General features: G+C 62.9%; 10 protein-coding genes. 9 read left to right on the forward strand and 1 reads right to left on the reverse strand.

What is annotated here, in order from left to right:
- Position 1 precedes the first annotated feature (1 nt).
- The 9 genes from RTI30_RS00760 to dhaM all read left to right on the forward strand — a co-directional run bounded on the left by RTI30_RS00760 (position 2) and on the right by dhaM (position 11,932).
- Positions 2-1,465, forward strand: a complete 1,464-nt coding sequence (locus RTI30_RS00760; RefSeq protein ID WP_312262244.1) for an FAD-linked oxidase C-terminal domain-containing protein — start codon at positions 2-4, stop codon at positions 1,463-1,465.
- Position 1,466: 1 nt separating this feature from the next.
- Entirely contained in the window at positions 1,467-2,531 is a 1,065-nt protein-coding gene (glcE, locus tag RTI30_RS00765; RefSeq protein WP_312262242.1) for a glycolate oxidase subunit GlcE, read from the forward strand.
- A gap of 10 nt (positions 2,532-2,541) precedes the next feature.
- On the forward strand, positions 2,542-3,765 hold the full coding sequence (glcF, locus tag RTI30_RS00770; protein ID WP_312262240.1) for a glycolate oxidase subunit GlcF: 1,224 nt from the start codon (positions 2,542-2,544) through the stop codon (positions 3,763-3,765).
- Between the two features lie 133 nt (positions 3,766-3,898).
- Complete coding sequence (gene glpD, locus RTI30_RS00775) at positions 3,899-5,416, forward strand: glycerol-3-phosphate dehydrogenase (RefSeq protein ID WP_312262238.1); 1,518 nt, start codon at positions 3,899-3,901, stop codon at positions 5,414-5,416.
- Positions 5,417-5,447: 31 nt separating this feature from the next.
- Positions 5,448-6,971 (forward strand): glycerol kinase GlpK, encoded by a 1,524-nt coding sequence (glpK, locus tag RTI30_RS00780; RefSeq protein WP_312262236.1) that lies wholly within the window; start codon positions 5,448-5,450, stop codon positions 6,969-6,971.
- A complete protein-coding gene (locus RTI30_RS00785; RefSeq protein ID WP_312262234.1) occupies positions 6,961-7,962 on the forward strand; it encodes an MIP/aquaporin family protein in 1,002 nt (333 codons plus the stop codon). The genes glpK and RTI30_RS00785 overlap by 11 nt, the downstream gene beginning before the upstream one ends.
- Positions 7,959-8,969 carry a dihydroxyacetone kinase subunit DhaK gene (dhaK, locus tag RTI30_RS00790; RefSeq protein ID WP_312262232.1) on the forward strand — a complete coding sequence of 337 codons (1,011 nt, stop codon included), beginning with the start codon at positions 7,959-7,961 and terminating at the stop codon, positions 8,967-8,969. The genes RTI30_RS00785 and dhaK overlap by 4 nt, the downstream gene beginning before the upstream one ends.
- Positions 8,963-9,574 (forward strand): dihydroxyacetone kinase subunit DhaL, encoded by a 612-nt coding sequence (dhaL, locus tag RTI30_RS00795; RefSeq protein ID WP_312262230.1) that lies wholly within the window; start codon positions 8,963-8,965, stop codon positions 9,572-9,574. Before dhaK ends, dhaL begins: the two co-directional genes overlap by 7 nt.
- Before the next feature lie 3 nt (positions 9,575-9,577).
- Entirely contained in the window at positions 9,578-11,932 is a 2,355-nt protein-coding gene (gene dhaM, locus RTI30_RS00800; protein ID WP_312262228.1) for a dihydroxyacetone kinase phosphoryl donor subunit DhaM, read from the forward strand.
- On the opposite strand, the gene RTI30_RS00805 is transcribed toward dhaM, so the two are convergent.
- Entirely contained in the window at positions 11,911-15,393 is a 3,483-nt protein-coding gene (locus tag RTI30_RS00805; protein ID WP_312262226.1) for an FAD-dependent oxidoreductase, read from the reverse strand. The two genes, dhaM and RTI30_RS00805, sit on opposite strands and share 22 nt — an antisense overlap.
- Between the last annotated feature and the right edge of the window lie 25 nt (positions 15,394-15,418).

Here is a 15,418-nt window from a genome sequence, read left to right on the forward strand (position 1 = left end):
CATGCTGGCGCCGCGGGAAGAAGAATTTTTTCGCGCCCTGGCAGCGTTGCTCCCCAAGGACGGCCTGTTGCGGGATGTCGAAAGCCTGCGTCCCTATGAGTGCGATGGCCTATCCGCGTTACGCAGCCTGCCGTGGTGCGTCGCCCTGCCGGAGACGGCGGCAGCGGTAGAGGCAATACTCCGTCTCTGCCACGAATATGGCGTTGCCGTGGTGCCGCGCGGGGCGGGGACCGGGCTCTCCGGTGGGGCGCGGCCCTCGCATGCCGCCTTGTTGCTTGGCCTCGCCCGCCTGCGGGAAATGGCCGAGCCGGATCTGCGCAGTCGCTCCATTCGCGTCGGTCCAGGGGTGCGCAACCTGGCGGTTAGCGAAAAGGTTCGTCGCCATGGTCTCTACTACGCCCCTGACCCTTCCTCGCAAATCGCCTGCAGCATTGGCGGCAATGTGGCGGAAAACTCCGGCGGTGTGCACTGCCTCAAATACGGTCTCACCACCCACAATGTCCTCGCGGTGGAGCTCTGCGACAGCAGCGGTGAACGTCTACCCATCGGCAGTCTCGCCCCCGATACTCCGGGCTTCAATTTGCTCTCTTTGGTCATTGGTAGCGAGGGACTCCTCGGTGTGGTCACCAGTTGTACACTGCGCCTCCTGCCCCTCCCACCCCAGACCCTCGTCCTACTGGCCGCTTTTCCCTCGCTGCGGCAGGCGGCCGATAGCGTCGGTGCCATCATCGCCGCCGGCATCCTGCCAGCTGGCCTGGAGATGATGGATCAACTGGCCATACAAGCCGCCGAGGACTTCGTTCATGTCGGTTATCCGCGGGAGGCGGCGGCGATCCTCCTCTGCGAATTGGACGGCGAGGAAGATGAACTTCAGGAGCAACTGCAGCAAGTTGCAGAAATCCTGCGCCAGCAAGGAGCGACGGAGCTGCGTGTCGCCCGCGACGAGGCTACCCGCATGACCCTGTGGAAGGGGCGCAAGGCGGCTTTTCCGGCGGTGGGGCGCATTGGTCCCGACTACTACTGTATGGACGGCTCCATCCCGCGACAGCGCCTGGCGGAGGTACTCGAGCAAATCAACGTCTTGGCCCGCGACTATGGTCTGCGCGTTGCCAACGTTTTCCATGCCGGGGATGGCAACCTGCACCCGCTCATTCTCTACGATGCCAACCAGGAGGGGGAACAGGAACGGGCCGAGGCCCTCGGTGCGCGCATCCTCGAACTCTGTGTTGCCGTTGGCGGCACGGTCACGGGCGAACATGGGGTTGGAGTGGAGAAGCTCGACGGGATGTGCGTGCAGTTTTCGAGCGCCGAGCTCGCGCAACTCCATCGCATCAAGGCGGCCTTCGATCCTGCTGGTCTGCTCAACCCTGGCAAGGCGGTGCCGAGCCTCCACCATTGCGCCGAGCTCGGGGCCATGCATGTGCACGGCGGCCAGCTCCCGTTTCCCGAACTGGAGCGCTTCTGAAATGGATCGCAGCGACGAGATCCGTGCCCAAATAGTCGCTGCCTACGAGAATCGCAGCGCCTTGGCGATCCGCGGCGGCGGCAGCAAGTCCTTTTATGGGCGCCCGGTGGCGGCATCGCGGACTCTGGAATTGGGCGGGCATCAGGGCATCCTCGAATATGAACCCAAGGAGCTATATATTTGCGCCCGCGCCGGCACCCCATTGTCGGAAATCGAGGCGGTTTTGGCGCAACGGGGGCAGATCTTGGCCTTTGAAGCACCGCATTTTTCTCCGCACGCCACCCTCGGCGGCTGCGTGGCCAGCGGTCTTTCCGGCCCCCGTCGACCCTATGCCGGAGCCGTGCGCGATCACGTCCTCGGGGTGCGTATGCTCAACGGTCGTGGTGAGGATCTGCGCTTTGGCGGCAAGGTGATGAAGAATGTAGCCGGCTATGACGTTTCCCGACTCCTGGCGGGTTCGCTGGGAAGCCTGGGCGTGCTTCTCGAAGTCACCTGCAAGGTGCTTCCGCGTCCAGTCGCTACCCGCAGCCTCGCTTTCGATATGTCGGCTGCCGCGGCCCTCGAGCAGCTGGTGACTTGGTCTCTGCGTCCTAGTCCCATCAGTGCCGCCGCCCACGATGGCGAGCGGCTCTACTTGCGTCTCGAGGGCGCCGCCAGCCGGGTGGAGAACTTTGCCCGCGCCGTCGGCGGAGATCTTCTTGCCGACGATGTGGGCGATCGCTTTTGGGAAGATCTGCGTGAGCAACGATTACCTTTCTTTGCCGGTACCGCTCCCCTCTGGCGTTTGGCTCTGCCGGCTGGATCGCCGCCCGTGCCGGAGAGCTTTGGTACGGTCTTCTACGATTGGGGCGGACAGCAAGGCTGGTTGCGCGGCCCCCTCGATGCCCCGGCATTGCGGGCTTGGGCCGCGCGCCAGGGCGGCCATGCCACCGCCTTCCGCCACCCGCCTGATGACGCCGTCTTTCAAGACCTACCTCCGGCACTCCTCGCCTTGCAACAACGTCTGAAGGCGGCTTTTGATCCTGCCGGTATTCTCAATCCCGGTCGTTTCTATCCTGGTCTATAGGAATCAGTCGATGCAAACTCGTCTCGCCCCACAATATCAGAGCAATCCGCTCGCCCAGGAGGCCGAGACGATTCTGCGCAGCTGTGTCCACTGCGGCTTCTGCAATGCCACCTGCCCGACGTACCAGGTGCTCGGCGACGAGTTGGATGGTCCGCGCGGCCGCATCTACCTACTCAAGGAACTGCTGGCCGGCGCCACAGCAGCGGAGAGTACCCGCTTGCATCTCGATCGTTGCCTATCCTGTCGGGCCTGCGAAACTACCTGCCCCTCCGGGGTGCGCTATGCGCGCCTGCTCGAGATCGGTCGCCACTTGCAGAATGCTGCCTTGCCCCGCGCTCCTGGAGAGGAATTACGGCGGCGAGCGATTCGCGCCATCATCGGCCAGCCCCGGCGCCTACGGCCGCTCCTGGCCCTCGCCCAGACCCTGCGACCGGTGCTGCGCGCACCCATCGCGCGCCATATTCCTGTGCCAGCGCCGGTGCGCTCACCATACCCCGTCACCACCCCGCAGCGCGGGAAAGTCCTTGCCCTTGCCGGCTGTGTGCAGAGTGTGGCAACCCCACAGACTGAAGCAGCGCTACAAAAGATCCTCGCCCACCTTGGTTACACCTTGTTGCGTGGCGAGGGCTGTTGTGGCGCCCTGAGTCTGCATCTGGATGCCTGGGAGGAGGCCCACGAGCAGATTCGGCGCAATATCGATGCCTGGTGGCCCGTCGTTACTGCCGGAGTAGACGCCATCCTCGTCAGCGCCAGCGGCTGTGGCAGCGTCGTCAAGGACTACGGCGATATCCTCCGCGACGATCCGCAGTACGCCGCCAAGGCGGCCCGCATAGCAGCCCTGGCCAAGGACCCCTCGGAGTGGCTGCAGGCTCATCGTGAGGCGTTGCCAATGGCAACGGAGGAGCGCGCTCGCATCGCCTTTCATGCCCCCTGTTCCTTGCAACATGGCCAGCGCATTCAGGGCGTCGCCGAGGCAATTCTGCAAGGCTTGGGCTACCGTTTACTGCCGGTGACCGACGCCCATCTCTGCTGCGGCTCGGCCGGCAGCTATTCCTTGCTGCAGCCACAAATGGCAGAGGAGCTGCGTAGGCGCAAGCTGGAAAATCTCGAAGCCGAACAGCCGCAATGGATTGCCACCGCCAATGTTGGCTGCCAACTCTTTCTCAACCAAGCCGCGCAGGTACCCGTTCGTCATTGGCTGGAATTGGTGGCAGAGGCCTTGCCGGAGGCGTAGACCGGCGGCGCGATGATATTTTTTTATGGGACGAAAATCGCTTGTGCAACGCCCAGGCGCGAACTATACCTAGACGAAATCGTCCGTAGAACTCTCGATACAAGGCGACAGTAGCAGCGAGTGGAGGTGATCGATGGCGGCAACCTACGACATCCTCATTGTTGGCGGCGGCATCAACGGCGTCGGAATTGCCAGGGATGCGGCCGGGCGCGGCCTTTCGGTCCTCCTGGTGGAGCAAGACGACCTCGCGGCCCATACCTCGTCTGCCAGCACCAAGCTGATACATGGTGGCTTACGCTACCTGGAATACTACGAATTCCGTTTGGTGCGGGAGGCACTACAGGAGCGAGAGCGCTTACTGGGAATTGCCCCCCATATCATCTGGCCGCTCGAATTTTTGCTGCCCGAGGGTCCAGGCGGGCGAGCCCGCTGGAAGATACGGGCCGGCCTATGGTTGTACGATCACCTTGCCAGCCGGCAGAGTTTGCCGGCCTCGCGAGCGCTCGATTTCGCCACGCATCCCGCTCACGAGATCCTGCAGGAGCCATACCGACTGGGCTTTAGCTATGCCGACTGCTGGGTGGAAGACAGCCGCTTGGTGGTGCTCAATGCCCTCGACGCCAAGGAACGTGGAGCGGAGATTCGCACCCGCTGCCGCTTGCTGTCGGCACGGCCGGAACCGGGCCACTGGCGCGCGCAGCTACAAGAGCCATCCGGCACTACCTACACCGTCACGGCATCCGTCTTGGTCAACGCCACCGGCCCATGGGTAGGAGATCTTCTGCACCGCGAGCTCGGCCTCGCAAGCCAGAAAACCGTGCGCAAGGTAAAGGGCAGCCACATCATCGTGCCCAAATTATACGCCGGTGACTTCGCCTTTCTCCTACAAAATCCCGACAAGCGCATCGTCTTTGCCATTCCCTACGAAAGCGAGTACACCCTGATTGGCACCACCGATATCCCCATGCAGGGCGATCCGGCCAAGGTGGAGATTTCTCCGCAAGAGACGCAGTATCTGTGTGCGAGCGTCAACGCCTATTTCCGCAAATCCATTACTCCGCAAGATGTTTGCCGCAGCTATTCGGGTGTTCGTCCCCTGTACGATGACCATGCTGCCAACGCCTCGGCGGTGACCCGCGACTACGTGCTCGACCTGCAACAAGATGGGCACCCGCCCCTGCTCTCGGTTTTTGGCGGCAAAATCACTACCTATCGGCGCCTGGGAGAGCATGCACTGCAACTCCTCGCACCAGCACTGGGACTTGCCAACATTTCTTCCTGGACGGCCAGCGAGGCCCTGCCCGGCGGTGCATTGGGCGGAAGCTTCGAATCCTTTCTGGTCCGCCTTGGGCAGCGCTATGCCTTTCTGCCGCCGGCACTTTGCCGGCGTTTGGCGCGTGCGTACGGGAGCCGCGTCGAAAGCATCCTCGGCACCGCCCAAAGTCTCGCCGACTTGGGGACAGATTTTGGCGGCGGGCTGTATCAGGCCGAGGTCGATTATCTCTGGGATCAGGAATGGGCCAGGGAGGCGGAAGATATTCTCTGGCGTCGATCCAAGCTCGCCCTCCACGTGCCCGCGGAAACCCCCGCTCGCCTGGAGGCCTATCTACAGCAACGCAGCAGAGGAGGACGGGAAAGTATTGGCAACTAACCGCAGGTAACGCTGTCGAGGAGGAGAAAAAATGTCGAAAGAATATATCGGCGCCATCGATCAAGGCACCACCAGCACGCGCTTCATGGTCTTCGATCGCGAAGGCAAGGTCATCAGTAGCGCCCAGAAAGAGCATCGACAAATCTACCCACAACCGGGATGGGTAGAACATGATCCGCTGGAAATCATCGATAACAGTAACGAAGTCATCGGCGCCGCTCTGGCGCGCGCCAAGCTCAGCCCCGAAAACCTCATTGCCGTGGGCATCACCAATCAGCGCGAAACGACCTTGCTTTGGGATCGCCACAGTGGCAAACCCCTGTGCAATGCCCTGGTCTGGATGGACACCCGCAACGACGAGCTGGTGCAGCGCTACGCCCAGAATGGCGGACAGGATCGCTTTCGTAGCCGCACCGGGCTGCCCTTGGCCACCTATTTTTCCGCCCTCAAACTTGCCTGGATCCTCGAGCAGGTTCCGGGCGCGCGGCAAGCCGCCGAGCGTGGCGACGCCCTCTTCGGCAATATCAATACCTGGCTTGCTTGGCAGATGACTGGGGGGCCCAAGGGTGGGCTGCATATTACCGATGTCAGCAATGCCAGCCGAACCATGTTGATGGATCTCGCCAGCTGTCAGTGGGATGCCGATCTCCTGGCGGAATTTCGCATTCCCCCCGCCTGCCTGCCGGAAATTCGTCCTTCTGCCATGGTCTACGGCGAACTCTGCTGTGCACCCCTGCGCGGCACCCCCCTGGCCGGCATGTTGGGAGATCAGCAGGCCGCACTTTTCGGGCAAACATGTTTTCGCCCCGGCGGCGCCAAGAATACCTACGGTACCGGCTCCTTTTTGCTGATGAACACCGGCAACAAGTTGGTGCACTCGGCGGCCGGCCTGCTATCGACCATCGCCTACCAAATCCAGGGAGAAGCCCCGGTATATGCCCTCGAGGGCGCCATCGCCATCACCGGTGCCCTGGTCCAGTGGTTACGCGACAATCTTCGGCTTTTCGATGTTGCCGGGCAGATCGAACCCCTCGCACGCAGCGTCGCCGACAATGGCGATGTCTACTTCGTGCCCGCCTTTTCTGGACTCTATGCCCCCTATTGGCGCGATGATGCCCGCGGCGTCATCGCTGGCCTCACCCGCTTTGCCACCAAGGCTCACATTGCCCGGGCCGCCTTGGAGTCTACGGCGTATCAGGTCCGCGATGTGGTCGAGGCCATGGAACAAGACAGTGGCATTGCCCTTAGCCGTTTGCGCTGCGATGGCGGTATGGTGGTCAACGAGCTCCTCATGCAGTTTCAGGCAGACATGCTCGGTAAACCGGTCCTCCGTCCACGCATGATCGAAACTACGGCCCTGGGCTCCGCCTACGCGGCGGGCCTGGCTACTGGATATTGGCAGAATTTTCAGGATCTCGAGGCCAACTGGGGCATTGATCGCGAGTGGCAACCTGCCCTCGCGGAAGGCGAGCGCGCGCGTCTCTACCATTCCTGGAAAAAAGCCGTTGCACGTTCCTTCGGCTGGGTAGAACAAGGAGAACGACATGTCAACTAATACTTCTCGTCCCGGATATGGCGTAAAGACCGGCTGGCGCGCCGAATCCATCTGGTCGGAGATGCTGGCGGAATTCTTCGGCTGTTTTGTTTTGCTCGCCTTTGGCGCCGGCTGCGTTGCCGTGGCCGTGGTCGGCCTCACCGAATCGGGACGCACCAGCGTCATCTTTCAAGGGGCGGGGGGCTGGATGCTCATCGTCTGGGGCTGGGCCTTCGCTGTGATCATGGCCATCTATGTTGCCGGAGGGGTCACCGGGGCACATATCAATCCCGCCGTGACCCTGGCTTTCGCCCTCAAAGGGGATTTTCCCTGGCGTAAGGTTCTGCCCTACTGGTTAGCGCAGGTCGCTGGCTGCTTTGCTGGCGCGGCCATCGTCTTTCTCGACTATTTCAAAGCAATCGATGCCTGGAATCTCAGTCATCAGGTGCTCAGCCGCGCCGATCCTGGGGGTATGACCACCTTCAGCATCTTTGCCACCTTTCCTGCGGCGTATTACGGTAACGAGATGGGTCTGGCCTTGCTCGATCAAGTGATTGCCACCTTCTTTTTGGTGCTCTTCGTTTTTGCCATCATCGACAACATGAATGTTGGACCACGCGCCAATCTTGCCCCCTTTCTAGTCGGCCTTGCGGTGGCTGCCATCGGTGCCTCGTTTGGAACCGGCACTGGCTATGCCATCAACCCCGCCCGCGACTTTGGCCCGCGTTTCTTCTGTTGGCTGGCCGGCTGGGGCAGCAACGCCCTGCCAGGACCGCACGGCTATTGGTGGGTGCCGATCCTCGGACCCCTCATCGGTGCCAGCCTCGCGGTTTTCGCCTACGACTGGTTCATCAGTAGGACGCTCTGCGCCCGCGCCAAGCTACTACGCGAGCGCCAACCCCATGTAGAGCAACACGGCTTGGGCTTCAAGCTCGAAAAATTGCAAAGCGCCCTCGAAGAGGTCCGCAAGGAAATGGAAGCCGACCGAAAGGCGGCGGGAGAATCTTCATGAAAGCCCTCGTCAATGCCCCCGAAAATGTCGTAGCCGAAGCCTTGGAGGGGATGGCCCTCGCCTATCCCGAGTTGCTACACGTCGAGACCGAGCCGCGCTTTCTGCGCCGCAGCGACGCGCCCCGGCGCGGCAAGGTCGCCCTGGTTTCGGGCGGCGGTTCTGGTCACGAACCGCTGCACGGTGGCTTCGTTGGCAGCGGCATGCTCGACGCCGCCTGTCCGGGCGAAGTCTTCACCAGCCCCACTCCCGACCAGATCCTTGCCGCCGCTCAGGCGGTGAATGGCGGTGCCGGCGTTCTGCTCATCGTCAAAAATTACACCGGCGATGTCCTCAACTTCCAGCTCGCAGCGGAGCTCTTGGCGGCCGCCGACATCCCCACGGAGACGGTATTGGTGGATGACGATGTCGCCGTCACCGACTCCCTCTACACCGCTGGCCGGCGCGGCGTGGGTGCAACGGTGCTCATCGAGAAGATCTGCGGCGCTGCCGCCGAGGCGGGAAAGAGTCTGGCCGATGTTGCTCGCATCGGACGCGAAGTCAACGCCGCCGCTCGCTCCATGGGCCTTGCCCTTACCCCCTGTACCAATCCCCAGGCCGGACAGCCCAGCTTCCAGCTCGGCGAACAGGAAATCGAGTTCGGCATTGGTATTCATGGCGAGCCGGGACGCAGCCGTATTCCCCTGGCCAAAGCAGACACGCTCACCGAGATGCTCCTCACTCCCATTCTTGCCGATCTTCCCTTCCGCTCTGGCGATACTGTCTTGCTCTTTGTCGATGGCTTGGGGGCCACACCGCTACTCGAACTCTATATCGTCTACCGTGCGGCAACGCGAATTGCCGAGCAACACGGCCTGCGAATTAGCCGCCGCCTGGTCGGATCGTATATGACGAGTCTGGATATGGCCGGGGTTGCCATTACCCTACTGCGCATGCAGGAGGACTGGCTCGGCTACTGGGATGCGCCGGTACGCACCCCTGCCCTCTCTTGGGGTGCAACGCCATGCTGACGACGACGAATCTACGCGCCTGGCTCGACTGCCTGCACGGCCGCTTGGTGCAAGAGAAGGATCAGCTCAACGCCCTCGACACCGCCATCGGCGACGCCGACCACGGCAGCAATCTGTTGCGCGGCTTTCAAAAAGTGCAGGAAAAATTGCACGATAACGATCCACCGGACATTCCCGCCCTATGCAAGCTGGTGGGTATGACCCTCATCAGCACCGTTGGTGGTGCCTCTGGCCCCTTGTACGGCACCTTCTTTCTCGAGGTGGGAAAGTCGATCGCGGCGGGCAGCACCGCCGTAGCGCCGGAAAGCTTCGCCACTGCCTTGGCCGCTGGGCTACGAGGCATTCAGCGACTGGGCAAGGCAGAACTTGGCGACAAGACCATGGTCGATGCCCTAAGCCCCGCCATCGATGCCTTGCTCGCAAACCAGAGCCCGGCAACCGCCGCGCAGGCCGCGCGTGCGGGTCTGGCGGCAACCATCCCCCTCGTGGCGCGCAAGGGTCGGGCGAGCTATTTGGGGGAACGCTCCCGGGGTCATGCCGATCCCGGCGCGGCGTCCGCAGCACTACTCTTCGACTGTCTGGCCACAGCCACACCGAGTAGCTGAACGATGCAAAGCCGGGTTGCCCTGGTTCTGGTCAGCCACAGCCGGCCCTTGGCCGAGGGCCTGCTACGCATGCTGCAGCAGGTGGCGGGTGACCTCCCGATGGCGATCGCCGCCGGGGTGGGAGAAGGAGGCCAGGACCTGGGGACCGACGCCACTGCCATTCTTGCAGCCCTGGAGCACCTCGACAATCCCGCGGGGATCTTGCTCCTGGTCGATCTGGGCAGCGCCTTGCTCAGCGCCGAGACCGCCCTGCAACTCGCGGAATCCTCACTGCTGGGGCGCGTGCAAATCTGCCCGGCGCCCTTCGTGGAAGGTGCCATTGCGGCCGCCGTCGCCGCCGCTGGTGGTCTCGAGCTCACCGCGGTTTGTAGCGCGGCGCGTACGGCGCTGGACAGCAAAATGCAAGCCTTGCGCGGCGACGACACGACAGCGGCCGGCGCCGCGACTGCCGACCACAAAACCATTCGCAGCACCCCAGAGGCAGACGAGGACTGGGAAAGTCTGGAGCTGCAACTGCAAGATCCCGCCGGACTCCATTTGCGCCCAGCGGCAGCGCTGCTGCGTCTGGCGGCGGAGGGAGAGTCCCCCACCTTTCTTGCCCGCAATGATCTAGCCGAGCGGATTCCCCTCGACAGTCTCAGCGGCCTACTTTCCTTATCGTTACGCCAGGGAGATCGCCTGCATTTATACACCCGAGGCCCGCACGCGCAACAACGTCTCGCCGCTATGGCGACGCTATTGACCCGCGAGACACCGTCGCCCCTTGCACCGGCAACCAGTTCACCACGAACCGCCGTGCCCGGAACCGCCGTTGCCCCCGTCTACGCTCTACGTCAGTCGCCGGTGACCCTGCCGGTAAGTCCGGCGGTAGACCCCGAGGCCGAGCTTGCCGCCCTTCGCGAGGCCATCCGGGCGGTAGAAAAAGAGAGCGCAGATGACGAAATTCTTGCCGCTCAAAGACTCTTTCTCCAAGACAGCGCCTTGCTCGGTGCGGCCGAGCGTGGGATTCGAGAGCGCGGCCTGAGCGCGGCCCAGGCTTGGCTCGAGGCAGCGACGGAGATCGAGCAAAGGCTAGCAGCGATACCCGACCCTACCCTCCGCGCCCGCCGAGCCGACCTGCTCGATCTCCGTAACCGGGTTCTACAGGGCCTCGGGGTGTCCTTGCCCTGGCAAGTACCCGATCTACCCTCCTTTATCCTGCTTGCCGACGAACTCCCCCCCTCTGTGGCAAGACGCCTCGATCCGGCACGGGTTTTAGGCGTCCTCGATCGACGCGGCGGGCAAAATTCCCATGCCGCGATATTGTTGCGCGCAGCGGGGATTCCTTACCTGGTTGGCATCGGCGCGCAGCCCATTGCCGATGGCACCCTGCTGGCCATGGATGCCGGACAAGGGCGGTTTTGGCTCCATCCCAGTCCCGAAGAAGTGCAGCAACTGCAAGGTCGGCAAGCCACGCTGGCCGCGACTCCCGCAAGTTTTGGACTGCTGTCCTGCCAAGATGGCAGTACCCTCGAATTTTGGGCCAATATCAGCAGTCGCGCCGAAGCCGAGGCGGCAGCGCGGCTCGACGTCCGGGGCGTCGGTCTCTTGCGCAGTGAATTTCTCTTTCTGGACGCCCGCGCGGCGCCGACGGAGGCCGCGCAAGAGGCAAGTTTCCGCAACCTCTTCGCGCCGCTGCAGGGAAGACCCATCGTTGTACGTCTACTCGATGCCGGTGCCGACAAAGCTCTGCCTTTTCTGCAGCTGCCCAAGGAGACCAACCCCGCCTTGGGCCTACGTGGTATTCGCGCTTTGGAACGTCGCCCCGAGTTTTTGCATCAACACCTGCGCGCCATCCTGCGCGCTGGCGCCGGCCATGATCTTCGCCTGCTGCTACCGATGGTGACGGCGCCCGCCGAGGTCACCCGCTTTCGCGCGGTGCTACGTGAAATTCATCAACAACTAACCGCAGAAAATCTGCCACACCCTTGGCCCGTCGCCGTCGGTATCATGGTAGAGGTACCGGCAGTTGCCCTCGACATTGACGCATTTATTGCCGTTACCGACTTTTTTTCGCTGGGTACCAACGATCTCGGACAATACACTGCCGCCCTCGATCGTGAGCAGACCGACCTGCCGGAACTCGAGGCGAGCAGTCGCGCCGCCCTACTCGAGCTCTGCGCCCGTACGGTTCAGCAGGGCAAGCGACCCGTATCGGTATGTGGTGAGGCCGCCGCCGATCCCGCCATGGCGCGGGAGTTTCTGCGCATTGGCCTACGCCGACTATCCTTGGCACCGGCCCGTCTACCCGCGCTCTACGTCAATCTGCAAGCGGAGTGTGGGACCGGTCGCGAGGCTCAGGCCCGCGCCAAGACGTGATCGAGCCAGTGGCTCGAGAGCCGTTCTAGGAGGCGATTTTGGCTCTGACGAGCAACGAGGTTATCGAGATCGACCCAGCCCAGGGGCTGATCCTGACCGGCGCAGGTGAAGACCGCGCGGGTGCGTTGGCCGGTTTCCGGGTCGATCTGCCACTGCAGGCACTGGGCACAGACCCCCTTGAGCATGCACTGCATGGGGCTGCCAACGGTGGCCACCGCCTCCAGGTGGGCGGGGAAGGCAGTCGCCAAGTCGCCGCGCAGGGCCGACTGAAAGCCCTTGAGAAGCCCCGTCGAGCCCATGACCATGAGGCGATCGACCGCAGCCAAGGGTATGCCCTGTGCAGCATTCTGCCCTGGCAGTTGGCCCGCCGCGTAGTCGCGTAACAACTGCACCATATCGCTGGCTTCGACGCTGAGATCTTGCGGACGCCGCGCCGCAATGAGCGGACCCTTGGCGGTACACCAGAGAATTTGATCCGCTGCCGCCTCCAGCTCGTCTTGATGGTCGAGCTCGCTCGCCTGGGCAAAGGCCGCCACGTACAAGACGCGGTTGCCCGCGGCCCGCAGGGCAGGGCCAATGTCGAGCATCACCGCGGCCCCCCAGCGTCCGGCCACTACGGCAATGGTCTTGCCCTGCGGAATATCGGTGGGTGCCCCCGTTGGACCCATGAGCAGGACCGGCTCGCCCTCCTGCAAGCGCCCGGCAATACGTGGCGCCGTTCCCCATTGCAGCACCAGAAGGCGAATCAGATCGCCTTCCACCCCCGCACCGCTAACGGTGAGGACGGGAATCTGCAAGCGCGTGTTCTCCACCACGGGGCTTCCCGTCTCAAAGGTCTGCAAACGAAAAAACTGCCCCGGCGCAAAGTTTTTGGCTGCCGCCGGTGCCTCGACCCAGAGTTCGCAAACTGCCGGATTGCTGCGATCGATGCGCCGCACCCGCGCCTGCAGGCGTGCCGCCAAGCGCTCCTGAAAACCGGAGAGATCCGCAGCCGATGCCGCCGGCAGCAGCGCCATGGCGGCAAGAATGTCGGGGTAACTGCGCTTGGCCGAGGCAATGGCCTTGACCACACTACCGTGATACACGGGATGGGTATCGCCGATAAAGCTCACCCGATGCCCCAGCGCGTCTTGGTAGGAGGTAAACGGACCCGGCTCTGCCGCCTTGCAGTGCTCCGCCACCTGCACCGCCTGCATACTGGCGTCGTGGTGGGCAAGGTAGGGCTGGAAATGATCGCCGTCGAGCTCCAAGGTACCGGGATACTCGCGCTCATAGATGGTATTGGGGACGGTACCAGCAGCCACAAAAACCCCCCGTGCCGGCAGGGTGAGCTCCTCGCCCGTGGAAACCCAGCGACCATCCTCTTCGCGCAACTTCCGGAAAACCATGCTCTGCACGTGCCCATAGGCATCCAGCTCGGCGCGCAGGGGATCGACACCCTCATGGTAGAAGAGGCCTTCCTGCATGGCCTTGATCAATTCCTCGTGGTTGCGGGTATAGGCCGGCGACTGGCGCATGCCCTTACGGTAGGCCAGGGTCACGCCGCCCCAGGCGTGGAGCAATGGGATGAAGTTGGGCGCCTCCTGGGCGGCTGCCGCCCGTTCGCGCTCGGCGCGCACCGCTCGACCATGGGCGAGGAATTCGTCGAGAATGCCGGCGTCTTCTTCCGAAAGACCGGCGCGCAGTTTCTGCTCGCCCAACTCCGGCAGCAAGGCCTCATAGCGTGCCAGTACCTTTTCCACTTGGCGGATGTAGTAGGCCTGCACCTCGGTGGCGGTATCGACAGCGGTAAGGCCACCGCCAATGACTACCGCCGGCAGACGTACCTGCAGGTTGGCGAGGCTACTTTTTTTGCCGGCGCCGGTGAGCTGCAGGGCCATGAGAAAATCGCTGGCCTGACGCATGCCGCGGGCAAGACTGCCGGGCATGGAGAGAACCCGCGGCAGCCCCGCACCGGTGGCCAGCGAAACATGATCGAAGCCGAGAGCCCAAGCATCTTCGAGGCGCAGGGTACCGCCCAGACGCACCCCGCCAAAGATCTGGAAACCCGGGCGGCGCAACAGGCTCATATAGATGAGCTTGAGGAAGTTTTTATCCCAGCGCACGGTAATGCCGTATTCCGCCACACCGCCAAAACCGAGGAGGATGCGTTCATCGAGATCCTCCTGCAGGGCATTCCAATCGCGTACCGGCGCGCGCAGCAAAGACTCCGGCAAGGGCTCGATCTTTAAGCCATCCACCCCCGCAACGGCACAACCAGCCTGCAACAAGTGATGCGCGAGAGTGAAACCCGCAGGGCCCATACCCGCAATCAAGACCTTGCGGCCGTTGTACGGCGCGGCGCAGTACTGCTCCCGGCGTAGGGGATTCCAGCGGGTGAGCAGATCGTAGATTTCCACTCCCATGGGCAGTGCCAGCACATCGGTGAGGATCCGCGTCTCCACCTGCGGGATATTGACCGGATCTTGCTTTTGGTAAACGCAGCCCTTCATGCAGTCGTTGCAGATGCGATGCCCCGTAGCAGGGACCATGGGATTGTCGACCATGATCATGGCCAGGGCGGCAATGCTGAAGCCATCGCGACGCAAGATCTGCATCTCGGAGATTTTCTCTTCCAAGGGGCAACCGGTGAGGGTAACGCCCAAGGGATCGACCTTGAAACCGAGCTCGGGCACCCCCTTCTTTTCCGGGAAGCCGCGGGAGCAGAAGTCACCGTCGTGATCGTGGCAGTAGAGGCAGTAGTGGACCTCGCTCTGTACGCTGCGCAAGTCCATGCGGGTATCGGTGAGGTGAAAGGCATCGCGGCGACGCCACTGCGCGGGGTCGCCGGCCAAAGGTTGATCCGGGCGCGCGGTGAAATACTGCAGGGGGACGAGATGCTCGTGATCCATCCGTTCCGGCAGCCGAAAGCTCGACCAGCCACGCACCGCCAAGGCCGCCGCCGGATCCGTAAGGGCCAGGGCACACCATTGGGTCAACCGAGCAATCTTCTCGGCCTGGGCGGCTTCGTCGGCCAACCAGCCCATCCCCAGGCGGGCGATGGACCATTCGCGATCGGTTTCGGGCAGGGCGGCGGCGCGGATTTCTGCATCCAGCCAACGCTGCAAATCGGCAAAGCTCGCGGTGTATTCCCCCCGGAAACGGCGGCCACGGCGCAGCACAAACTGCTTTTTGAACTCCATGACCACATCCTGATCACGGATTTTTTTCTGCAATTCCTGGTTTTCGTCGGCGATAGCGAAAAATTCCGCCAGAAATCGCTCTACATGCGGGGCCACAGCCAAGAGTAGGGCGCTGCGTTCTTGGCCATCCTGCGCCGCACTACCGGCGCGGTAGGCGAGTAGGCGCTGGGCCAACTGCGCATCGCGGGCCTGTAACTCCGCAACGAAGGCGCTATCCAAACGCTCCGTGGCGGAGGCCTGCAAATAGTCCGAAAAGGCAAAATCATTCAGCTGTAACATCGCAAACTCCCTGCTTGCTCTGCCG

The organism is Candidatus Igneacidithiobacillus taiwanensis (genome assembly GCF_031962545.1).
Classification (GTDB): domain Bacteria; phylum Pseudomonadota; class Gammaproteobacteria; order Acidithiobacillales; family Acidithiobacillaceae; genus Igneacidithiobacillus; species Igneacidithiobacillus taiwanensis.

What these genes read in the sequence shown, in the direction of transcription:
- RTI30_RS00785 (WP_312262234.1), top strand. Translation starts at nt 6,961, where the DNA reads ATGTCAACTAATACTTCTCGTCCCGGATATGGCGTAAAGACCGGCTGG.
- glcE (WP_312262242.1), top strand. Translation starts at nt 1,467, where the DNA reads ATGGATCGCAGCGACGAGATCCGTGCCCAAATAGTCGCTGCCTACGAG.
- dhaL (WP_312262230.1), top strand. Translation starts at nt 8,963, where the DNA reads ATGCTGACGACGACGAATCTACGCGCCTGGCTCGACTGCCTGCACGGC.
- glpD (WP_312262238.1), top strand. Translation starts at nt 3,899, where the DNA reads ATGGCGGCAACCTACGACATCCTCATTGTTGGCGGCGGCATCAACGGC.
- RTI30_RS00760 (WP_312262244.1), top strand. Translation starts at nt 2, where the DNA reads ATGCTGGCGCCGCGGGAAGAAGAATTTTTTCGCGCCCTGGCAGCGTTG.
- dhaK (WP_312262232.1), top strand. Translation starts at nt 7,959, where the DNA reads ATGAAAGCCCTCGTCAATGCCCCCGAAAATGTCGTAGCCGAAGCCTTG.
- glcF (WP_312262240.1), top strand. Translation starts at nt 2,542, where the DNA reads ATGCAAACTCGTCTCGCCCCACAATATCAGAGCAATCCGCTCGCCCAG.
- glpK (WP_312262236.1), top strand. Translation starts at nt 5,448, where the DNA reads ATGTCGAAAGAATATATCGGCGCCATCGATCAAGGCACCACCAGCACG.
- RTI30_RS00805 (WP_312262226.1), bottom strand. Translation starts at nt 15,393, where the DNA reads ATGTTACAGCTGAATGATTTTGCCTTTTCGGACTATTTGCAGGCCTCC.
- dhaM (WP_312262228.1), top strand. Translation starts at nt 9,578, where the DNA reads ATGCAAAGCCGGGTTGCCCTGGTTCTGGTCAGCCACAGCCGGCCCTTG.